The sequence below is a fragment of the Paenibacillus sp. FSL H7-0942 genome (genome assembly GCF_045040715.1).
Classification (GTDB): Bacteria; Bacillota; Bacilli; order Paenibacillales; family Paenibacillaceae; genus Paenibacillus; species Paenibacillus amylolyticus.
In genome coordinates this window covers 2,309,496-2,329,065 of the sequence record NZ_CP150279.1, presented here as the reverse complement: position 1 = coordinate 2,329,065, position 19,570 = coordinate 2,309,496, and the positions used below count along the sequence as shown (strand labels likewise).

Sequence of the window (19,570 nt, the reverse complement as noted above, 5' to 3'; positions counted from 1 at the left end):
CGTACTGCTCTACTATCCATTATGACATAGGGAAGCCGGAACATCTATATTACGATAACTCGTATATACAACATATTCATGAAACGTCCCCATCAGAAGCAAAAGCTTTAATTCAGCAGTCCATCGCTTGCGGTTGTCGTCAACATATTCATAGGATAGTCAGAATTCTCAGCTCAGTGGCTCCACGGGCTTCTCATATGTACTGTAACCATCGGTCACTCCCAAAAAAGTATACCCGTTCCGCGCGTAAAAGGCGTTCAACGTAGCATTGCTCGCTCCGCAATCTAACCGAACAGTATGTTTGCCTTTAAAATGTATCCCGCTGCTGGACCATTGCAAAATGGACCGTCCTAAACCGCTCTGAGCATATTTTCTTCGAATCGCTAGCCGATGCAGATAAATTGCGCCATCCTCGGCATGAGCTTTTGAACCCCAAAGATGAATATCCCAAGGACTTGGCTGAACCAAAAGGATGACCATCCCCGCTACGTCCGCCCCTTTTTTAAATACAAACACATCCCCACGCCGAATCGCCCCTGCCGTATCATGTGAATCTTCACCTTTAAGCAAAGCGTTCCATTGGGAAGAACCTTGGCTCTGTAACCATTCGGCTGTCTCCACCAGCAGCGACATCACATCCTCCATATCTTCCGGCTTCGCCTGAACCGCTTGAAAACCATCGTTAATATATTCGCTACTGATCCTGAATGAGTGCATCATTGTTCTCCTCCGCTTCCTGATCTCTTTTAAACTAATGGTACTATACCGGGAAATGGATTTTTCGTCAAAACGAGAACAAAAAAAGGTAAAAGGCGGTTGCCCTTTACCCATCTATTCTGGCTTCATCAATAATCTGATTTCGATACAACATCGTCAGGTGCAAGGTGTCAAACTCCATTTCCTTGTCCAACTCCTGCATCAACACTTCGACCAGGCTCTTTCGCTGAATGCTGGTACCAGGAACCTCGTAATCAATGTATCCCGTCAGATCGGAATGAGAAGTGTCTATAGTTGCTGTTCCCACAGGCAATCCACCTCGTTCCTGAAGAAACAGCTCATATACCCGGAACTCCCGATCCTTACGCTTCAGCATGACATAACATGTTTCTTCAGCAGCTTCAAGCTCATCCAGATCCGATTCATCGGTATCCTCAAATTCCTCGGAGAAATCGCGATGTACCCACTCTAACGTTTCGAGTTCATTGCCCTGATGCCACATGCGGATCGTAATCGTATCGATGATATCTTCATCCAGCTCTCTGACCAGTAACTCTGCCGCAGCTTCCAATTGATTCTCTTCCGGCTCGTCATACCAGTGTATTTCACCTTGTACATCAGCGCCATATTGTTTTAAGGAAGCTTCTGCAAGTTCCTGCCCTTCGACATCATTGAATATATACGTCGATATGCTGCGTCCTGCGCTTACCATTTCCATCTCCAGAACCTGATCCCGATCTTCATATGTAAACGATTCGGCTTGTGAAACAGGGATTACCTTACTTCCACTGCTGTCTATATCGTCATAGCTGCCTTCGTCATGATTCATCTCTTCAGACGGCCACACTGTCTCTGACTCAGGCATATGCAGAACCGTATGTAATGAACCACAACTAACCAGCACTTCATAATACGCAGCTTCCAACGCATCTGCAAGAGATCGGATATAGGCATGCACTTTTTCCACGATACGTTGCTCTGTATCATCTGGCAGAGACTCCTGCTCGATCTGAAGACTACCAGATAAACGATCTCCTTCTCTGTACACAAGGAAAAGTGATCCTGCATATTGACCATTGACCATCACATCCTGTACTTCTCCACCTGATGTCCGCAGGTCTGCAACCAATTCCACATCATATTTCATCACGTGTCCTCCTCCATTCCTAACGTTATTCTCTTAGGATGCCCCGAGGACGGTAGATTATGAGGAAAGCGTGCATTTTAAGTATAGGATGTAGGGGTTAGACGGATAACACATATTTTTGGATTGCGTGTGCCACACCCTGCTCGTTATTGGAGAGTGTAACCTCGTCCGCAGCAGCTTTCACCTCGTCCGGTGAATTATCCATGGCAATGCCTTTTCCCGCAAAAGTCAGCATCGTAATATCATTGAAGTAGTTACCAATCGCCATAATCTCCGAAGGCATGATTCCTTTCGATTCGGCAAGCCTTTTAAGCGCAGCGCCTTTGGACGCTTCGGGATGCATCAGATCAATAAAAAAGTCACCACTCCGTGTCATATAATAAGGCAGATTCCAAGTAGACCATTCCTGAAGTACTGCATCCATCTGTTCAATCGGACCAAATGCAGTGAACTTCGCCAGCGGTTCTGTCATGTCAACCCACTTGGGTAACTTCAGTGGCTCGGCCATAAAGTTGTAATACATCTCACGCACCTGCAACCCCAAACCTTCCGGTTGATCCACATACAGACCAAATGCCGTATTGATGTCAAAATGTACTCCATTGGTTCGACAGTAGGATATGATCGGCTCCAGTCCTTGTCCATCTAATGCAAAATGATGAACTACCTCACGGGTATCGACTTGCGCGGTAACGGCGCCGTTATGCGTAATCACATATCCATCCAGTCCCATCTGCTCCATAAAAGGAATCGTGTTGGCAGGACCTCTACCTGAACACAGGACAATCTCTGCTCCCTGACGGGAAGCTTGGATCAAGGTCTCCTGAGTCCATTCGGTAAGTTCATGATGATCATTCAGCAATGTTCCATCTACATCAAGTGCAATTAATTTATAAGTCATCTGGCTTCATCCTCATCTGTTAGTAGTCGTACCCACCCAAACCCTCCCTTCCGAGGGAGGGCCCCAGAGGGCTCTGCCCTCTGGACTCCCGTCTTGCTCACCGGTGTTAGGTCGGGTCTTGCTATGTCACGGTTGTCGTCGGAACGCTTGTTGCCGGGCACACCGCTGGTCAGCGGCGGTCCCGCCCAAGCTTGACCGGGACCATTACGGGCAGGGCTTCGCTCTCTGCCCGGCTCCCTGCTTCACTTCGTGAAGGTCGGGAGCTTTCTCGCCTTCGGCGGTTAGTATCGGGGCTTCGCTTCCCTCCACGACTCCCTGCTCCGCTTCGCAAAGGACGGGAGCTTTTACTTCCGCAGAAGGCTCAACTCATCTGCGGTTAGTTCACGATAGCTTCCGATAGCAAGATCGGAAGCTAGTTCCAGCTCACCCATGGCTACGCGTTTCAGATAGACCACACGCTTGCCTACCGCCTGAAACATACGTTTCACTTGGTGAAACTTCCCTTCGTGAATAATAAGCGAGATCGACGAGATCGTACCTTCTTCCGTCTCTTCCTGACAAAGTATAGTCAGTTCGGCCGGCAGCGTCTCGTATCCGTCATCCAATTGAATGCCCGCCTTGAAACGTTGCACATCCGCTTCATCCACGTTTCCCAGCACACGGGCTTCATAGGTTTTGGGCACATGCTTGCGTGGAGATAACAGATCATGGGCAAGTGGACCGTCATTCGTAAGAATGAGCAGTCCCTCCGTATCCTTATCCAGTCGTCCCACAGGAAAAGGATTGAACACCCGATCCTCTTTGCGCAGCAGATCCAGTACCGTCTTATCTCTGTTGTCCTCGGTAGCAGACACGACACCCGGAGGTTTATGCAGCATCAGATAGATCATCTCCCGATACACAATCCGCTCTCCATCGGCTTCAATGACGTTGACCTCGGGGTTCACCTGTACCCCGCTGTCTTTCACCGCTTTGCCGTCCACGTGGATTCTGCCTTGTTTCACCATCTTTTTAAGTTCACTTCGTGTTCCCACACCCATATGGCTTAATATTTTGTCCAGACGCAACGTTTGTTTTCCTTTTCCACTCATACCGATGTCCACCTCCAACCTGCCGGATATTCATTCTTCAGTACACCATCCAGCCATTTTCCCCAGCCAGCGGCATAACCATCTACACATACAAGAACATACCCTTTGGCAAACGTATCCGCCTTGAGCACCACTCGTTCTTCTTCAATATTTAACGTTTCACCCTTGAGGTATCTCACGGCTTCGCCATCAGCGGATGACAGATTTACGCTTCGCCGTGCTTCAGATGTATTCAAAGCACACGCAAGCGGGTGGGACGGAACAAATCGTCCATTCTTAATCGTGCCCATAAACCAGCCTGGACGAATGACTTTCAGTCCCTCCAACCGAGCTGCACCAACTGATGATTGATACACCCGATCTCCGTAACATACCGTCTCTCCAGTTAACTCAATCTCCAATTGTTCTTTCATAAACTGACTGTATATCGCAACCGGATCAATACTTGCCGGATCAGTTCCGCGTCCCTGACCTCGTTCCGATTTACGTCCACCGTGATCTTTACCTTTTTTACTCTGTCTACCCGAATTCTTGCCGCCACCAGCCTGTCTGTCATGGGACTCTCGGGATTCGATTCGCAATAAACGTTCCTTTTTACGATCAGCCTTGGTCATAGCAATTGAAGAAGCAGCAATAGAGTGATCCTTGTTCCCCTCTGCTTCAATCCTGGACACATCCACGACCTGTCCATACTCCATTGCTCCTTCTTTAACTACTCCAGGTTGATCTGTTTCTATTTCTTGCCCTGCACGATGCTGCAACACAGCGACATAATGCCCCTCTCCTTCCAAAAGGTGAGGCCACAATCTTGCGGTGCCACGCGTTTGATCCAGTACAGCTTCCGTCTCCTCTGCCTTCTCTGGCATCATCTGACGTACCCATTCCGGACGTCCTGGAGCAAATCCTTTTTCTTCAGGAATGTCCCTGACAACGAAATCATGGTTTACATTCAGAAACTCCGCAATCATTGCTTCGTTTTCCTCCGGCGCAAAGGTACATGTCGAGTACACGATAGTTCCGCCCGGGGCTAACAATCGTGCCGCAGTCTCCAAGATATCTCGCTGCATGAGCACACATTTTTCCACCGAATGATGTTCCCATGATTTCACCATGTCCTCATCCTTGCGGAACATGCCTTCACCTGAGCAAGGCGCATCTATTAATACTTTGTCAAAATAATGAGGAAATGCATTTGCGATCCGCTCTGGCGACTCATTCAAAACAACCGCGTTACGCACCCCGTACAGTTCCACGTTCTTGGCCAGCGCTTTGGTGCGTTCAGCATGGATATCGTTCGTCACAAGTACACCCTTGCCTTGCAGCTTTGCAGCAATCTGTGTGGTTTTTCCTCCCGGAGCAGCACACAGATCAAGCACGCGATCTCCAGGCTCCACCTGCAATAATTCAACTGGAGCCATTGCACTTGGTTCCTGTATATAATACAGGCCTGCATGATAATAAGGGTGCAGCCCCGGTTTAACACCATGAGGTACATAGAATCCTGTCTCACACCACGGAATAGGTCTTAGATCAAACGGAGCAATCTCATCGAATTGTTCCATCGATATTTTTAGCGTATTCACTCTCAGTCCCGCATGAGGAGACTGTTCATAAGATTTCATAAATTGTTCAAACTCATCACCCAGCAAACTTTTCATTCGCTCAGCAAATATCAAAGGTAACTTTACACCCATATTCCCACTCATCCTGTCTTGGTAAGATTGCAATATCGTTTTATTTTATCATATCCAAGCTTTGCTTTCCTATCATATCGTATCTATTCCACTACAGCGTGTAATGTAGTATAATGGCAAGTAGATTGATTCCTGAGCAAAAATTCGGGTGTTTATGCATATTATCCCAACCTTTATTTTTGCCCAAACTATATTTCGATATGATCGATGGGGGATGTCCAATGAAATCCAAGAAGAAAAAGAAAAGTGCTGCGATCCTTATTTTCCTGGGTATTTTAATCATTATGATTGCAGCACTGGTTGTCGTAGACCAGCAATCCAAGAAACAGATGGATTCAGTGGAAAATGCTTATGGCATCGCTGCTTCCAAGCTTAATCCAGCTACACGGGAGCTACTTAGTGATCCCAACTATCAACAAATTATTGTTCCCACTGATCTCAAAGCCAAAATCGATAACAAAGACAGCTTTTTTGTTTATTTCTTTGCTTCCGACTGCTCGCACTGCCGTGCAACAACACCTCAGTTGATGCCACTGGTTGACAGTGAAGGTATTGAGCTTCCACAGTTCAATCTGCGTGAATTCGAAGCAGGATGGACCGATTACAATATCGAGTTCACGCCTACACTCGTCTATTATGAGGCTGGTGTCGAGAAAGACCGTATGGTTGGCGGACTGCAAGAGAATGGTAGTGACCAGGGCTACACGCTGGATGATTACAAACAATTTTTCCAAAAATATAAAGGCAGTGCCGCTCCTTCGGCAAGCTAACTGCTAGATCCGTTCCCACAAGTATCTACAATCAGGCACTTGTATCACCAGAAACTGTTCTGTTAAAGGACAGGCTATGCCACCTGCAATCATCTGAATATGACGCAACATTCAAAAACACCCCGATCTTTCCCTTTACAGGAATCGTCGGGGTGTTTCATATACATGGAACTTCATATCCATGGGATGCTCATTTGAATGTTAGCATGATTACGGTTCAACTTTTACTCTGATCCATCGCCTTCATCTTCTCTTCGTATATTCGCCCTCTGGTAGGACTCCGGCGTTGCGGAATATTTGGTTTTAGCTCAAGCGATCTTCTAGATATCTCTTGTTCTAAGACCTCATCAACAATTCGTATGGACAAATCCCTGTAAGTTACAGACTGAACATCTGATTGGGACAGTTGCTTCACGATTTCCTGTACATCCCGTACCAAAGCCCCTAGGTCAATGCCCAGAATCGTAGCAGGATAAGGTTCCAGAAGATCAAGTGAGCTCTGTAACATCATCGTTCCTCCGCGGAGATTGCCATTCCTGAAGTGGTATAAACCAACTGCAATTTGCAACAACCCTTTATAGAGAGAATCCCGGTTACGTTCCAGCCACAATTCTTCCAACACCTCATGACACTCGAAATAATCCTGATCCCGATTGAAGTAGATTAAGTAGTCAACGTACAGTGGCTCATAGATGCTCATCCGGGTTTTCGCCCTTTCTGGCGTTGTTCAGAAGTTTCTTCACGTCATCCAGCAAGTCTTTGAGCCCTTCCATATCATGCCGTTCCCAGTAATCGTTAAATCGCTTCTGTGCTTCAATTGCTTCACTGACAAGGTGGTAGAAGTATAATTGATGAATGATATTCAATGTTCTTGACACGATATTGGAATCATCCTCAAATGCCTTCTGCGCCTCCAAAATCTGTAGACGAATAGCAGACATCTCGTTGTCCAGTATAAACGCGGCCTCAGCCGTTTTTTTCAGCCTGGTTCTCATCTCATCAGGTAACCCTTCGCGAAACTTGTAACTCAGCGAATGTTCAATGGTAGCCCAGAAATTCATGGCAAGCGTCCGGATCTGTATCTCGGCCAAAACTTTCTTTTGTCCCAGAGCCGTCTGAACGGGATACTCAATAATCATATGGAAGCTTCGGTAGCCGCTCTCTTTGAAATTCGTAATGTAATCTTTCTCAATGAGTACCGTGAGATCCTTACGACCTCGAATATACTCGGCAACCCGACGGATATCATCCACGAACTGGCACATAATGCGGATACCTGCAATATCCTCAATGCCTGTTTCCACGTCATCAAGCGACACATTCAGTCGTCTGGATTTCTCCAGAATACTGGATATTTTTTTGACACGACCGGTAACGAATTCAATCGGGGCATACTCTTCCCGTTTCTTCAGTTCCGCTCGCATTGTCTTAAACTTGACTTTCAATTCCTCTACCGCTTGTTCATAAGGAAGTAAAAATGTACCCCAGTCTCTACCGTCCATGCTTATGCCTCCTGTCTCTATAGCGTCCCCTGTTCTATTCCATTATACATGATGTTTGGTGGGGGGAAGAGTCCCGAACCATTTTACGCTCTTCCCATGCTTCTATATTTTCATTCCGGGGATTCACATTCCTTCTTAACGATGCTCCGCACCAACCGCTTCAGAGATATGACGATAACCGTCTTTGCGCAGCAACTCACGCAGTCCGGCATGAATGCGCCGATTCACCTCGGGTCCTTCATAGATCAATGCTGTATATATTTCGACCAAGCTTGCTCCGGCTTTAATTTTCTCGTATGCATCCTCACTTGTGAAAATGCCACCTGAACCGATAATCGGAAGTTTGCCTTCGGTCTGGCGATAGATCTGGCGAATAATCTCCGTTGAACGGTCACGTAGAGGTTTACCGCTCAGACCGCCTGTTTCCTTCGCATGTTGGTGGGAAAGTCCTGTACGACTGATGGTTGTGTTCGTAGCAATAATGCCAGCAACACCGCTGTCTGCAATTGTTCGAACCATATATTCAAGTTCCTGATCATTCACATCCGGTGCGATCTTCACCAGAACGGATTTGGTCGCTCCGCCCGCTCGTGCATGCTGCACGTTCATCTCGTTCATAACCGCAGCGAGCAGTTCCTTCAATTCATTCCCATGTTGCAGATTACGCAAATCCGGTGTATTTGGTGAACTGATATTAACCACGAACAGATCAGCATAATCGTATAGTGCCTGAATGCACTTCGAATAGTCCAGGTGAGCTTCCTCATTAGAAGTTGCCTTATTCTTGCCGATGTTAACAGCCACTGGAATACGCCGATCCTGTAGACGTGCCAATTCACCTGCCATGGCTTCCGCACCAAGATTGTTAAAGCCCATTCGGTTCACCAACGCCTCATCTGGAGGCAAACGGAACAGCCGTGGTTGATCGTTACCTGGTTGTGCAAGTGGTGTCACGGTTCCCACTTCCATGAATCCAAATCCGATGGAAGAAAAGCCCGTTACGGCCTGCCCGTTTTTGTCCAGACCCGCAGCCAGACCAACAGGTGTAGGGAAATGACACCCAAACATGTCAACAGCCAGATCAGACGTTTCACGAACGCCGTACATCACACGCAGTCCGGAAGGAACCGGACGGATGCTACCCACGCCACTAAGGCCGCCAATAATCAGATGATGGGCCTGTTCAGGGTCCATTTTGAACAACAAAGGTTTAGCAAGACTTCTGTATAACAAATCACTCACTCCGTTCTGGTCCGGTACGCCAAAAAGCCGTTGTCCGTCTTTTCATATGTAAAAAAACACTCTACTCACAAGTTTATCTGTTTCTTATTAAAAAGGAAAGTAGTTTGCGCATAGACAGCACAAATCGAATAATACAAAATGCTCACAAGAAATCCACCCGCCCACTGGAAATGACGAGTTGAATTCTTTACAATGAGAGCATGGTTACTCTACACCAGTTCTATTCCAAATAAGGAGGAATAACTCATGGCTCCCAAACGTAAACCACCTGCATTACAGCAAAAGAAAGAAGAAGTGAATCGCAAAGCCATTGCATGGACAGCAGCCAGTGTAGGCGGCCTGATCATCATCATTGGTGCTCTTATCATTATTGCCAACATGTAGATGATTCAGGCTGAATCCATCTGATTCTACATATCAAACAGATCAATTCAGCCAGTGATACGTTTTGTTCGGATTATTCTGCTTTGGAACAAGCGTATGCTGATAACGCTGCTTTGCTTCCGGAACAAGCGTCAGATCTGGCAGTACATCTTCTCCAATGCGTACCGGAGTGCCTTGCGGAGCAAGAGCGAATAACTCTTCTACATCTCCTGTACGCATTCTCACACATCCAAGGGACTCATCCAGCCCGATACTGTCTGGCTCGTTGGTCCCGTGGATGGCATAATTCGTATTCGAGAGTTGCATACCTCTGCTTCCAAACTCACCGTTCGAGCGTCCATTCGGATTGACCACTTTATCTGTAATGACAAATGACCCCTCCGGTGTTCGATCACCGCCAAGTCCCACATCATACATACGAACAATGGTATCCCCACTGATTAATGCAAGTTTATGTTTATCCTTATCAATGACAATCTCCAGCGGTTCCTGCAAAAAAGGCTGACCTCCCAGCGTATCTGCAAAAGCGGCATTTCTGCCTTGAGACGAATTCGAAGTCGTTGAACCATTCTCTTTACCACTCGAATCGTTCTTTCCTTCCTGTGCCTTTCCTTGATGCAGAGCTAACAGCTTCGGAAACATCTCGGTCATCCCTGACGCAGTCTCTCCCAGAATATTGTTCGGAAATGGCTGAGCCATTTGCGTTACACTCTTGGGCCAAGCATCATTTTTTTTGCGATAGGCAACGATTGCACTTGATAATGATGCAGCTGCTTCCTGCTTGGCGGTCCACGCCAAGGCCATCTTTTTGATTTTCGGTGTAATTTCAGGAGGTTCACAGTTACATTGCTTGGCATCATAACTCTGTGCAGTCAATTTCCCGCTTGTATTGGTTTGTACTATGTATTTCACAGGCATATTTCGTTTCCATAAAGACCAGTCATCTGAGGTTTGCATGCCCAGTACAGCAGAGGTCTCTACTTTTGGGCCAGACCCGGACCAGGCAGCTGCGAGCGCAGCCTCGCCATGATTACCTCCACCAAATGCCGCAGCAGTGAACACATTGCTTGGCGCAATGGATGCAGTTCCAACCTGTTTATCCGCTTCTACAGGCGCTTCGATGTCATCTGTGGATTCCAGTGCTGCTGACAGTGCGTCGGCCGCTTCCCGACTGAAACCCGGAGCGTCCGCAGGTGGCAGACCTGCCAGCACAAGCAGCATGAGCAACGTAAGCCACATTTTGCGTCTACGTTGTTTTTTCTCCTTTTGCTCAGACATCTCCACCAGTTTCTCCTGATAGTCTACCCAGATGTCAGCAGGAGCTTTACTGCGTTCAAATGCCTCATAAACCTCGCCCGCTTGCTGAAAGCAATAGTTGGCTTTGGCCTCCTGTCCTTCGCCCAAATACTCCTTTCCGAGCAAGTACCAAGCCATTTTATTGTCGGGATGTTTCTTGACATATGTTCTTAGATGAGTATTTTGCATCCGATCCTCCACTAATTCGCCTTTTTCCGTATATCATTATATATCGGCATAACCAGGCGTTGAATCCATAGGACTTGAGTACCCGGTGGAAAAAAGGGGGTTCGACAATGTTCGTCCTTGATCCATAGTCAGATAATCACAGTTAAATGAATGCAAAAAAAGCACCTTCCCTTGTCGTTAAGACAAAAGAAAGTGCTCTATGTTCATGTGAGAGATACTTAGCCTTCTTTATTGAAAGGCTCGTCCGCTACTTTGATTGAATCTGTAGGGCAGCCATCGCATGCATCCTGCATATCGTCAAACAAGTCGTCTGGAATAGCTTTGACACCATGGTTAGCATCGCCGTCAAAGATAACTTCAGCCAAACCTTCATCATCATAATCGTAGATGTCTGGAGCCGTTGCTCCACAAGCGCCACATGCGATGCATGTGTCTTTTTCAACCCAAGTATATTTACTCATTTACATTCTCTCCTCCTAAAATTCAAAACGTACAGTGTTTTTATCTAGAAACATATTAATACAAAGTAAGGATAATTACAAACATTTTGCAACCACAAGTCTCTATTATCCCTTATTTAATCAAGACTTTGCAAGTTATCTTTTTGCAGGGAAGTACCGCGCACTTTATGATTACGAAGCAGCACGGAAGGATCGTCTCCAAGCATGCCCGCGGTCACAACAGCATTCTCACCAAATTTATCACGTAACTGATCCATAATCCGAATCAGATTGTCCTTCTTGGGCTTCTGCTCATATTCGAACAAGTCCATCTGTACAGCGGATTCCTCTCTTGGAATCAGGTTTTGAAGTGTCACACCCAGCATGCGTACAGGCTTGCCACTACCCCAATGCTTCTCAAATAGTTTACAGGCCTCACGGTAAATGACCGTTGCATCCTCCGTAGGAACTTCCATTAGACGTGATCGAGTGATTGTCTTCATATCCGGTGTCCGGATTGTAATCTGAATACCCTGGCTGAACATTTCGTGCTTACGCAACCTTCTGGCTACCTGGTCACTTATATTGAGGAACACCCGATGAATCTCATTCATATCCGATACATCCGCCGGTAAAGTGGTTGTATGCCCAATGGATTTATTGGCCTCACGTTCCGCGTGAACTGCGGAATGGTTAATGCCATTTGCGGAATTTTTGAGCCATGCTCCATTAACTCCAAATAGTTCGGTCAACATGTTCTCATCCGACTTGGCCAATTGACCAATCGTTTCAATGCCCAGTTTTTTCAACTTTTCGGCCGTTTTTTTGCCAATGCCAAACATCTCGTTGCATGGTCTGTGCCAAAGAATCCGGGGTACATCCCTCATGCGTAAAATGGAGATACCGTTCGGTTTTTTCAGATCCGAAGCCATTTTCGCCAATAATTTGTTGGGTGCAATGCCAATGGAACATGGCAGCCCCAATTCATCCTTGATTCTCCGCTGAATGCTCTCCGCAATCTCCATTGGATTCCCGAATTGCCTTGAACCTGTAATATCAAGATAACATTCATCAATGGATGTAGCCTCAAGTTGAGGCGTATAACTATACGCAATCTGCATGAAGGCTCTTGAATATTGACGATATAAATGGAAGTCAGGACGAATCACAATGAGATCAGGGCACTTTTTCATGGCTTGGTGGACAACCATACCTGTTGAGATGCCTCGATTACGAGCGGCATATGAGCAGGTCACAATTACACCCTTTCGCAGTTCACTGCTGCCCGCAACGGCCGTTGCTTTTCCTCTATATAAATCTGGTTCCTCGGCTTCATGTACAGAGCAGTAGAAAGCATTCATATCGACATGCAGAATCACCCGTCCGGCTGCAGGGTAATATTGATCCACATTTGCTGGACGATTGCCGTCTGAAGACATCATGAACCCCCGCCCTTTCTTGCACACTAATTAATGAAACGAATTTCTTTCTTCTATAGTATATCAAACCCGTTATGTTAATTCAGTCATGAGCATTTATTTTCTGCGAGATCTGATCAGAGACCGAATAATTAACCAGCCTACACTCACAAAAAGTATCAAAGTGATCAGAGCAATAATCGTATTTTCCCATACAAAAGTCAAAATTAACCCTCCTTTTCTTCCATATATTCCAATTAAAACTCAATAATAGATTATAACATACATCCGGATTATGATTAACATCCTTCTTTTTTCTCTAAAATCCGTTAATTGTTACATGAAACTGCGATTTCTATGTAGCATTTGGCTATAATGGTGCTATAATAATTAATTATACAAATTGACGACTTTAGGACAAATCAGCGCATTGAGTTTAACACAGTGTAGCGTTGCCGAATCGAAGGATTCGTCCACTAACGTACTTAACAGCTTTTCCTAACTTAAAATCCAAACTTTTAAAAGAGCGCTTTATCTCAAAGGAGGATCTTCATGTCAAAGGCCATTTCCATCTTCGATACGACTTTACGTGACGGCACACAAGGGGAGGGTGTCAGCTTATCGGCAGACGACAAACTCAAAATTGCCAAGAAGCTTGATGACCTGGGTGTCCATTATATTGAAGGCGGAATTCCCGGCAGCAATACCAAGGACATTGAGTTTTTCAAAAGAGTCAAGGAATTAAACCTGAACGCAAAGGTTGTTGCTTTTGGCAGCACCCGCCGAAAAGGCAGTGTTGCTAGTGAAGACGCCAACCTGAAGCGCATGATCGAATCTGGTGCTCAGGCTGCAACCTTGGTCGGTAAATCATGGGACTTCCATGTGCATACTGCTTTGCAGACTACTTTGGAAGAAAATTTGTCCATGATCTATGATTCCATCGCCTATCTGAAACAGAATGGAATGGAAGTGATCTTTGATGCAGAACACTTCTTTGACGGATTCAAACATAACCCGGAGTATGCTCAAGCGGTCTTGACCAAGGCCCACGAAGCTGGAGCGGACTGGCTCGTTATGTGTGATACCAACGGCGGGACGATGCCAAACGAGGTGCACGAGATCGTATCCACACTGCATAGAAGCCTGCCTCATGCACATCTCGGGATTCATACACATAATGATTGTGAATTGGCTGTGGCCAACACACTCAGCGCTGTACAAGCCGGAGCCCGTCAGGTGCAAGGAACGATGAACGGTTATGGAGAGCGTTGCGGTAACGCCAACCTCGCATCCATTATCCCGAACCTGCAACTGAAACTTGGCTATGAATGTGTTACTGATGATTCCATGAGACAACTTACAAACGTGGCTCGTTATGTTAGCGAGATTGCCAATGTGAATATGCCGATTAATCAGCCTTATGTCGGCAATGCTGCTTTTGCTCACAAAGGTGGAATTCACGTCTCTGCCATCCTGCGGGATTCACGTACCTATGAACACATCGTGCCTGAACTGGTTGGTAACAAACAACGTGTGCTGGTCTCTGAACTTGCCGGACAAAGTAACATTGTATCCAAAGCACAGGAACTGGGGCTTGAGTTCGATCCAAGCAGTGCCAATTCACGTCAGATTATTGAGAAGATTAAAGACCTGGAACATCAGGGTTACCAGTTCGAGGGTGCAGATGCTTCGCTTGAATTGTTAATTCGTGAAGCGAACGGTGACATGAAAGAATTGTTCACGTTTGAATCATTCAAAATGCTTGTGGAGAAAACGGCGGGTAAATCCGTTGTTTCTGAAGCTTTTGTCAAAGTGAATATCGCTGGAACAAGCGCTTATACCGCTGCTGAGGGCAATGGTCCGGTTAACGCACTCGATAACGCCCTTCGGAAAGCGCTGGTGCAATATTTCCCTTCACTTGCCAACATGCATCTGTCGGACTACAAAGTGCGTGTTCTGGATGAGAAGGATGCCACAGCTGCTAAAGTTCGTGTATTGATCGAATCCAAAAATACGGAGAACACATGGAACACTGTTGGTGTATCCGAGAACGTGATTGAAGCAAGTTGGGAAGCGCTTGTTCACAGTTTCCGCTATGCTTTGCTTCAAGAAAAATTACAGGATGAGCCGGGCACACTCCCTATTCCTGCTCATGGGATAAGCAACCACTAATAACGCTTATTTCCCGGAAAATATAAAGAAGCCTCTGTACCCATGATTCATGGATGCAAAGGCTTCTTTGTTTACATGAAAATTAATTCGCAATTAACTTTTTAATCTTACGTTCCAACTCTTTCTCAGGCAATATGCCCAGAACAATCTCCTGTATAACTCCTCTGGAGTCAATCAGAACATTCGTTGGAAAAGCCACCCCATTGTATTGAGCATACACAGTCCCCTTCTCATCCAAGGGAATAGGGAATGTCAGTTGGTACTCATCTACAAAAGCTTTGGCATCTTTGAGTTTATCGTATGACGTTACATTAACCCCATACATGTCAAGCTTATCCTTGTATTTCGCAGCCATTCTGTTCAGCTCTGGTGCTTCCTGCTTACACGGCTCACACCAGGATGCCCAGAAACTGACGAACGTGGCCTTATCTTTGGCACCGCCCACACTGTACGTCTTCCCATCCAATGCTGTCAGAGAAAAAGCAGGCGCCAGAAGACCCCCACGTGGTCCCGTCTCTGTAGGCATCGGTTCTTCCTGCTTAAAGACGGCTGCAATGCCGTCACCCGCATTCTGGGCCAGTGCAATACCAACCAGCAAGACAGCACCAAGGAGTATGTATATGTTTCGTTTCATAACCCGCCACCCTTTTATATAATTAGCATATTGAAACTGAAACCGTAATTTCTGCACATGCTAAGTGTTTATCACGCTCTATGACAGTTCACCAGAACATGATTCCCAAATGTTCTCTTTATTATTGTACCCTTTTCCTTTAAAATTTTACAATCCGCATCACAGAAAATAAAATGAAAAAGGACTCCTGCCATAGCAGGAGCCAAAGAGAGAGGGGTGAATACAAATGGCAGCACTTCACGGGCAGCAAAATGCCTTCTACATTCCTTCTTCCGTAGAACAAGAGATGTCAAAGCACATGTTCCTTTCGCTGCCGCAAGAAGCCTGCGGGGTTATGCTGGGTGAAACCGCAGCGGGCGGTATACGAATCAGTCGGTTTCAGCCCATTCGTAACGTAGCACCTGACCCGCTGCACCATTTTACTCTGGACGATGCCGAATGGATTCGGTGCGTATTCTCCGAGCCCAAGCTCATCGGTATCTTCCATTCTCATCCGCATACAAGGCCCGTTCCATCCTTAGAGGACATCCAAGCGCTTCCGGCCTTCGCAGGTTTGCTTCAGATGTACCTAATCGGCTCACCTGACCTTACAGCCGGATTAGGATCTCATATGCATCTGAACGGTTATCTGATTGAATCTTCGAAGGAATCGCAGGATCCGGCACAACACGTTGTGCCTTCATACAATCTGCTTCCCGTTCCGTTATGCGTGACTTAGCTGGGTATACAGATCACCCAATGTCTCCACATTTTTACGAGTCATGTCCTCCAAGTAGCAGGACCATAACTGTGCAGTCATTTTTGAATCTTCCAGTGCATGGTGACGTCCATAGATCGGAATCCCTCTGGATTCCAGCAATTCATCCAGACCATACCCCGGCCTGCTTGGTTCAAGCCAGCGGGCCAACATCATCGTATCGATTAAACGATGCGTCAGCCTTACCTTTGAAGTCCGCCACAGAGCTGCATTCAGAAAGGCTCGGTCATGCGCACTTGCGTGTGCAATCAGAACATTTCCACCTACAAAAGACATGAAATCATGCAACCCTTCCAGCAAAGTCGGTGCGTCCAACGTCATCTCCTGTGTAATACCTGTAAGTTCAGTAATATGTTCCGGAACCGCAGTCTTGGACTGCACCACCGTGTAGAACTGCTCCCCTTCCAGTACCACACCACCATGTATACGGACCGCACCAAATGAGATAATCTCATCCCCATGCTGGGGCGAAAATCCCGTCGTTTCCAGATCAAATACAACTGCGTCCAACTCATTTAGAGGTGTATGCAAAACCTCAGGTCTGCGCTGTTCTCTCATCATAGAGCGGATAAACGCCATGTGTTGCGCCGTAGGGGCTCCCATAATGGAAGCGATGGCGGAAGGAACCCCTCCCTGACGCAGCGAATTCCAGAATCCTGTATTGCCCCTTGCCGGCTCTCTCATGGACGTCTCCTTTCTGCAAAACGCAACTCTCTTTGCAAAGCACGATGCACTCGTCGTACCAACCCGAGCGTATCCCTGAGCTCATAATGAATTTGCTTTTGTTTCATCTGTTTCTCATCCAGGAACCCACTGCTATGTTGCAAATCCCCTTGGATGACAACCGGTGTACTTCGGCGAAATTTCAAAGCGGCAAAGAAGGCCCGCTGGCATGCATCCAGTAATGTAAATGGAACAGCTTCAAGTGAAGTCAGTCTCTCCATTCTTTTTAACGTAGATGACTCCTTGATTCCATGTTGCAAAGCCAAATAACGAGCACTGTTCACCAGCGGAATGTACAAACCATACTTGACATCAAATCCGCCTGCATGTTCACCAAATCGTTCTGTGACCACACGTCCAAGTACATTTAATGTAGCTTTATGTTTAACCGTATTGCGAAGAACCGCATCCGAAAGTTCAGGAATCAGTCTGAACTGTTCATAAAAACTCGTGATCCATTCCTCCGCCAGACTTTGCTCACCTGCAACAAAACGCATGTCTGAAGCAATAATCAGATTACGAACGGGCTCCCAATTCAGATCCGAGCTCCAATCTGCTAATTGTTGTTTCCATGACGCCAGCGTTTTTCTCCACAGTGGCTCAGAGCACATGACTTTGCCTTCGCACTTGGCGTAACCAAGCTCTTCTAACATATCCGTCATTCGCAGTCCGAGCTGAGCAAAATATTCCTCTTTACCTTCATTCGGAGTATCGCTAATGATCATGCCATTATCCTGATCACTCCATAACGTTGCTTCTTCCCTGCCGGAACTGCCAAATACGATAAAGGCATAGGGGACGGGAGGTTGGCCGAAGCCTTCCTCAACCATCCCCTGAATGCATAACTCTACTGCTTTCCGTGCAATCCGGTCATGCAGTTCATTTACCGTTTGGTACCACTCGATCGGCGACAAGGAAGCGGACAACAATTCCTGGAGCTCGTTCTGTAATATTACACGTGCCTGGCGCAGTTCTTGAGAAGACACCGCACCATCGATTCCCTGATAAGACCAGGAATAGTTTGTATACGAGATGGGTTCCATCATGTCCAGCCTCCTTGAAGCATGATTCAGCATCATTCATCTCAGGAGCTGAACGTACCACCATTGGATTTAGAATCTACATTTTTCATTTGTTCAGGGTATCCGTAAGTACCGTGCTCACTGATATCCAGACCCATTGTTTCTTCTTCTTCAGTAACACGGATGCCCATGATCGCTTTCATACCGCCCAGAATAATGAAGGACATTACCAGTACGAAGGCAAAAGCACCTACCAGACCGAGAAGCTGTACGCCCAATTGGTGGAATCCACCGCCATAGAACAGACCCGCTTGACCTACACCCGCATGCTCAGCAAGTTCTGGTGTAGCGAACAAACCTGTGGAGATTGCTCCCCACATACCAGCAACACCGTGTACGGAGAAAGCGTAGATTGGATCGTCAATTCCTTTACGATCGAAGTACTGTGCCGTGAAGAATGTGATAACACCAGCCAAAGCACCGATAACCAGAGCTGCCCAAGGTTCAACGAAGGCACAAGCACCTGTAATTGCAACGAGTGCCGCAAGCACACCATTCAACATGCTAGGAATATCGGACTTGCCTAGAACTGCCCAAGAAATCAACAGTGCAGCAACACCACCAGCTGCAGCAGCTACGTTAGTAGTTAATGCAACATAACCAAAGAATCCATCATCCAAGGCCGTTAACGTACTACCTGGGTTGAAACCGAACCAACCGATCCAGAGGATAATAACCCCGAGTACGGAATACACTTGGTTGTGACCTGGAATGATGTTAGGTTTGCCGTCTTTGTTGTATTTACCAATACGTGGTTTCAACAAGATGGTCGCTACCAATGCTGCAGTCGCACCAGTCAAGTGAACAACCGTCGATCCTGCAAAGTCTTGCATACCCAGCTCAGCCAACCAGCCGCCGCCCCATACCCAGTGAGCAACAACCGGATACATGATAATGGTATAAAGTGTACCGAATACAATATATACGCTCATTTTTGCACGTTCAGCCATACCACCGCAGGCAATGGCCAGAGATACCGCCGCAAAAGCGAGGTGGAAAACGAATTTAACAGTCAGTGGAACATCGGAGAAAGCCAGTGATTCGAAGGAAGCAGCCATCTTGTCACCGCTCAGGAAAAATCCTGTTGTTCCAAAGAAGCTGTTACCATTACCGAAACCAAGACCGAAACCCAAAGCCCAGAAGGCAATAACTGAAATTCCCAATGTCAGGATGGTCTTACCCGCAATGTGTCCTGCATTCTTCATTCGTGTTGAACCCGCTTCAAGTAAAGCAAATCCCCCTTGCATCAAGAACACGAGTACAACAGCCAGAAACGTAAAGGCTGAGTTCAAACCACTTTGAAGTTCAATGTTAGTCGGACCCTCCGCAGCCGCAAATACGCTAACCGGAAAAGCGAACAAAGTAAGCATTACTAACATGGAAACCAACCATTTCTTTCTCATATACCCCA

At 46.6% G+C, this 19,570-nt stretch carries 19 protein-coding genes; 4 read left to right on the top strand and 15 right to left on the bottom strand.

Annotated elements, in window-relative coordinates; all coding sequences use genetic code 11:
* Nucleotides 1-168 precede the first annotated feature (168 nt).
* The 5 genes from MHI48_RS10580 to MHI48_RS10560 form a co-directional block, all read right to left on the bottom strand.
* Nucleotides 169-717 (bottom strand): GNAT family N-acetyltransferase, encoded by a 549-nt coding sequence (locus MHI48_RS10580; protein ID WP_076326934.1) that lies wholly within the window; start codon nucleotides 715-717, stop codon nucleotides 169-171.
* Nucleotides 718-823: 106 nt separating this feature from the next.
* Nucleotides 824-1,864, bottom strand: coding sequence for a hypothetical protein (locus MHI48_RS10575; RefSeq protein ID WP_076326935.1), 1,041 nt, complete (start codon nucleotides 1,862-1,864; stop codon nucleotides 824-826).
* 97 nt (nucleotides 1,865-1,961) lie between these two features.
* A complete protein-coding gene (locus tag MHI48_RS10570; RefSeq protein ID WP_036670159.1) occupies nucleotides 1,962-2,765 on the bottom strand; it encodes a Cof-type HAD-IIB family hydrolase in 804 nt (267 codons plus the stop codon).
* 344 nt (nucleotides 2,766-3,109) lie between these two features.
* Nucleotides 3,110-3,856 carry a pseudouridine synthase gene (locus MHI48_RS10565; RefSeq protein ID WP_076326936.1) on the bottom strand — a complete coding sequence of 249 codons (747 nt, stop codon included), beginning with the start codon at nucleotides 3,854-3,856 and terminating at the stop codon, nucleotides 3,110-3,112.
* Nucleotides 3,853-5,550 carry an RsmB/NOP family class I SAM-dependent RNA methyltransferase gene (locus tag MHI48_RS10560; protein ID WP_076326937.1) on the bottom strand — a complete coding sequence of 566 codons (1,698 nt, stop codon included), beginning with the start codon at nucleotides 5,548-5,550 and terminating at the stop codon, nucleotides 3,853-3,855. The genes MHI48_RS10565 and MHI48_RS10560 overlap by 4 nt, the downstream gene beginning before the upstream one ends.
* Before the next feature lie 221 nt (nucleotides 5,551-5,771).
* Here MHI48_RS10560 and MHI48_RS10555 point away from each other — a divergent pair, with 221 nt between their 5' ends.
* Nucleotides 5,772-6,320 (top strand): thioredoxin family protein, encoded by a 549-nt coding sequence (locus tag MHI48_RS10555; RefSeq protein ID WP_047842389.1) that lies wholly within the window; start codon nucleotides 5,772-5,774, stop codon nucleotides 6,318-6,320.
* A 217-nt stretch (nucleotides 6,321-6,537) separates the two neighbouring features.
* On the opposite strand, the gene MHI48_RS10550 is transcribed toward MHI48_RS10555, so the two are convergent.
* The 3 genes from MHI48_RS10550 to MHI48_RS10540 all read right to left on the bottom strand — a co-directional run bounded on the left by MHI48_RS10550 (nucleotide 6,538) and on the right by MHI48_RS10540 (nucleotide 9,055).
* The gene (locus MHI48_RS10550; protein ID WP_074094460.1) at nucleotides 6,538-7,020 is read right to left on the bottom strand and encodes a DUF309 domain-containing protein; all 483 of its coding nucleotides are present in this window, start codon (nucleotides 7,018-7,020) and stop codon (nucleotides 6,538-6,540) included.
* Complete coding sequence (locus tag MHI48_RS10545; protein WP_036609636.1) at nucleotides 7,007-7,822, bottom strand: GTP pyrophosphokinase family protein; 816 nt, start codon at nucleotides 7,820-7,822, stop codon at nucleotides 7,007-7,009. Before MHI48_RS10545 ends, MHI48_RS10550 begins: the two co-directional genes overlap by 14 nt.
* 135 nt (nucleotides 7,823-7,957) lie before the next feature.
* Nucleotides 7,958-9,055 (bottom strand): quinone-dependent dihydroorotate dehydrogenase, encoded by a 1,098-nt coding sequence (locus MHI48_RS10540; protein ID WP_017689366.1) that lies wholly within the window; start codon nucleotides 9,053-9,055, stop codon nucleotides 7,958-7,960.
* A 255-nt stretch (nucleotides 9,056-9,310) separates the two neighbouring features.
* Here MHI48_RS10540 and MHI48_RS10535 point away from each other — a divergent pair, with 255 nt between their 5' ends.
* Nucleotides 9,311-9,448 carry a hypothetical protein gene (locus tag MHI48_RS10535; protein WP_017689367.1) on the top strand — a complete coding sequence of 46 codons (138 nt, stop codon included), beginning with the start codon at nucleotides 9,311-9,313 and terminating at the stop codon, nucleotides 9,446-9,448.
* A gap of 42 nt (nucleotides 9,449-9,490) precedes the next feature.
* Here MHI48_RS10535 and MHI48_RS10530 read toward each other — a convergent pair whose 3' ends face one another.
* The 3 genes from MHI48_RS10530 to MHI48_RS10520 form a co-directional block, all read right to left on the bottom strand.
* The gene (locus tag MHI48_RS10530) at nucleotides 9,491-10,933 is read right to left on the bottom strand and encodes a L,D-transpeptidase family protein (RefSeq protein WP_405143901.1); all 1,443 of its coding nucleotides are present in this window, start codon (nucleotides 10,931-10,933) and stop codon (nucleotides 9,491-9,493) included.
* Nucleotides 10,934-11,151: 218 nt separating this feature from the next.
* Nucleotides 11,152-11,394 carry a ferredoxin gene (locus MHI48_RS10525; RefSeq protein ID WP_017689369.1) on the bottom strand — a complete coding sequence of 81 codons (243 nt, stop codon included), beginning with the start codon at nucleotides 11,392-11,394 and terminating at the stop codon, nucleotides 11,152-11,154.
* 116 nt (nucleotides 11,395-11,510) lie between these two features.
* Nucleotides 11,511-12,812 (bottom strand): DNA polymerase IV, encoded by a 1,302-nt coding sequence (locus tag MHI48_RS10520; protein WP_405144626.1) that lies wholly within the window; start codon nucleotides 12,810-12,812, stop codon nucleotides 11,511-11,513.
* Nucleotides 12,813-13,343: 531 nt separating this feature from the next.
* On the opposite strand from MHI48_RS10520, the gene cimA reads away from it, so the two are divergent.
* Entirely contained in the window at nucleotides 13,344-14,963 is a 1,620-nt protein-coding gene (cimA, locus tag MHI48_RS10515; RefSeq protein ID WP_047842385.1) for a citramalate synthase, read from the top strand.
* A gap of 82 nt (nucleotides 14,964-15,045) precedes the next feature.
* Here cimA and MHI48_RS10510 read toward each other — a convergent pair whose 3' ends face one another.
* Nucleotides 15,046-15,597, bottom strand: coding sequence for a TlpA family protein disulfide reductase (locus MHI48_RS10510; protein WP_405143898.1), 552 nt, complete (start codon nucleotides 15,595-15,597; stop codon nucleotides 15,046-15,048).
* A gap of 226 nt (nucleotides 15,598-15,823) precedes the next feature.
* Between MHI48_RS10510 and MHI48_RS10505 the strand changes: the two genes are divergently transcribed.
* The gene (locus tag MHI48_RS10505) at nucleotides 15,824-16,315 is read left to right on the top strand and encodes a M67 family metallopeptidase (RefSeq protein WP_405143896.1); all 492 of its coding nucleotides are present in this window, start codon (nucleotides 15,824-15,826) and stop codon (nucleotides 16,313-16,315) included.
* Here MHI48_RS10505 and MHI48_RS10500 read toward each other — a convergent pair.
* From MHI48_RS10500 to MHI48_RS10490, 3 genes are read right to left on the bottom strand one after another with little or no spacing between them, the layout of a single operon-like run.
* The gene (locus MHI48_RS10500) at nucleotides 16,301-17,038 is read right to left on the bottom strand and encodes an exonuclease domain-containing protein (RefSeq protein ID WP_017689374.1); all 738 of its coding nucleotides are present in this window, start codon (nucleotides 17,036-17,038) and stop codon (nucleotides 16,301-16,303) included. The two genes, MHI48_RS10505 and MHI48_RS10500, sit on opposite strands and share 15 nt — an antisense overlap.
* Nucleotides 17,035-18,120 carry a DUF294 nucleotidyltransferase-like domain-containing protein gene (locus tag MHI48_RS10495; RefSeq protein WP_405144624.1) on the bottom strand — a complete coding sequence of 362 codons (1,086 nt, stop codon included), beginning with the start codon at nucleotides 18,118-18,120 and terminating at the stop codon, nucleotides 17,035-17,037. The genes MHI48_RS10500 and MHI48_RS10495 overlap by 4 nt, the downstream gene beginning before the upstream one ends.
* 41 nt (nucleotides 18,121-18,161) lie before the next feature.
* Nucleotides 18,162-19,562 carry an ammonium transporter gene (locus tag MHI48_RS10490; protein ID WP_338708346.1) on the bottom strand — a complete coding sequence of 467 codons (1,401 nt, stop codon included), beginning with the start codon at nucleotides 19,560-19,562 and terminating at the stop codon, nucleotides 18,162-18,164.
* Between the last annotated feature and the right edge of the window lie 8 nt (nucleotides 19,563-19,570).

Bases quoted from the DNA above. Each gene is read 5' to 3' on its own strand.
- MHI48_RS10520 (WP_405144626.1), bottom strand. From the start codon at position 12,812: ATGTCTTCAGACGGCAATCGTCCAGCAAATGTGGATCAATATTACCCT.
- MHI48_RS10565 (WP_076326936.1), bottom strand. From the start codon at position 3,856: ATGAGTGGAAAAGGAAAACAAACGTTGCGTCTGGACAAAATATTAAGC.
- MHI48_RS10570 (WP_036670159.1), bottom strand. From the start codon at position 2,765: ATGACTTATAAATTAATTGCACTTGATGTAGATGGAACATTGCTGAAT.
- MHI48_RS10550 (WP_074094460.1), bottom strand. From the start codon at position 7,020: ATGAGCATCTATGAGCCACTGTACGTTGACTACTTAATCTACTTCAAT.
- MHI48_RS10495 (WP_405144624.1), bottom strand. From the start codon at position 18,120: ATGGAACCCATCTCGTATACAAACTATTCCTGGTCTTATCAGGGAATC.
- MHI48_RS10545 (WP_036609636.1), bottom strand. From the start codon at position 7,822: ATGGACGGTAGAGACTGGGGTACATTTTTACTTCCTTATGAACAAGCG.
- MHI48_RS10530 (WP_405143901.1), bottom strand. From the start codon at position 10,933: ATGCAAAATACTCATCTAAGAACATATGTCAAGAAACATCCCGACAAT.
- MHI48_RS10555 (WP_047842389.1), top strand. From the start codon at position 5,772: ATGAAATCCAAGAAGAAAAAGAAAAGTGCTGCGATCCTTATTTTCCTG.
- MHI48_RS10575 (WP_076326935.1), bottom strand. From the start codon at position 1,864: ATGAAATATGATGTGGAATTGGTTGCAGACCTGCGGACATCAGGTGGA.
- MHI48_RS10525 (WP_017689369.1), bottom strand. From the start codon at position 11,394: ATGAGTAAATATACTTGGGTTGAAAAAGACACATGCATCGCATGTGGC.
- MHI48_RS10510 (WP_405143898.1), bottom strand. From the start codon at position 15,597: ATGAAACGAAACATATACATACTCCTTGGTGCTGTCTTGCTGGTTGGT.
- MHI48_RS10535 (WP_017689367.1), top strand. From the start codon at position 9,311: ATGGCTCCCAAACGTAAACCACCTGCATTACAGCAAAAGAAAGAAGAA.
- MHI48_RS10580 (WP_076326934.1), bottom strand. From the start codon at position 717: ATGCACTCATTCAGGATCAGTAGCGAATATATTAACGATGGTTTTCAA.
- MHI48_RS10505 (WP_405143896.1), top strand. From the start codon at position 15,824: ATGGCAGCACTTCACGGGCAGCAAAATGCCTTCTACATTCCTTCTTCC.
- cimA (WP_047842385.1), top strand. From the start codon at position 13,344: ATGTCAAAGGCCATTTCCATCTTCGATACGACTTTACGTGACGGCACA.
- MHI48_RS10560 (WP_076326937.1), bottom strand. From the start codon at position 5,550: ATGGGTGTAAAGTTACCTTTGATATTTGCTGAGCGAATGAAAAGTTTG.
- MHI48_RS10490 (WP_338708346.1), bottom strand. From the start codon at position 19,562: ATGAGAAAGAAATGGTTGGTTTCCATGTTAGTAATGCTTACTTTGTTC.
- MHI48_RS10500 (WP_017689374.1), bottom strand. From the start codon at position 17,038: ATGAGAGAGCCGGCAAGGGGCAATACAGGATTCTGGAATTCGCTGCGT.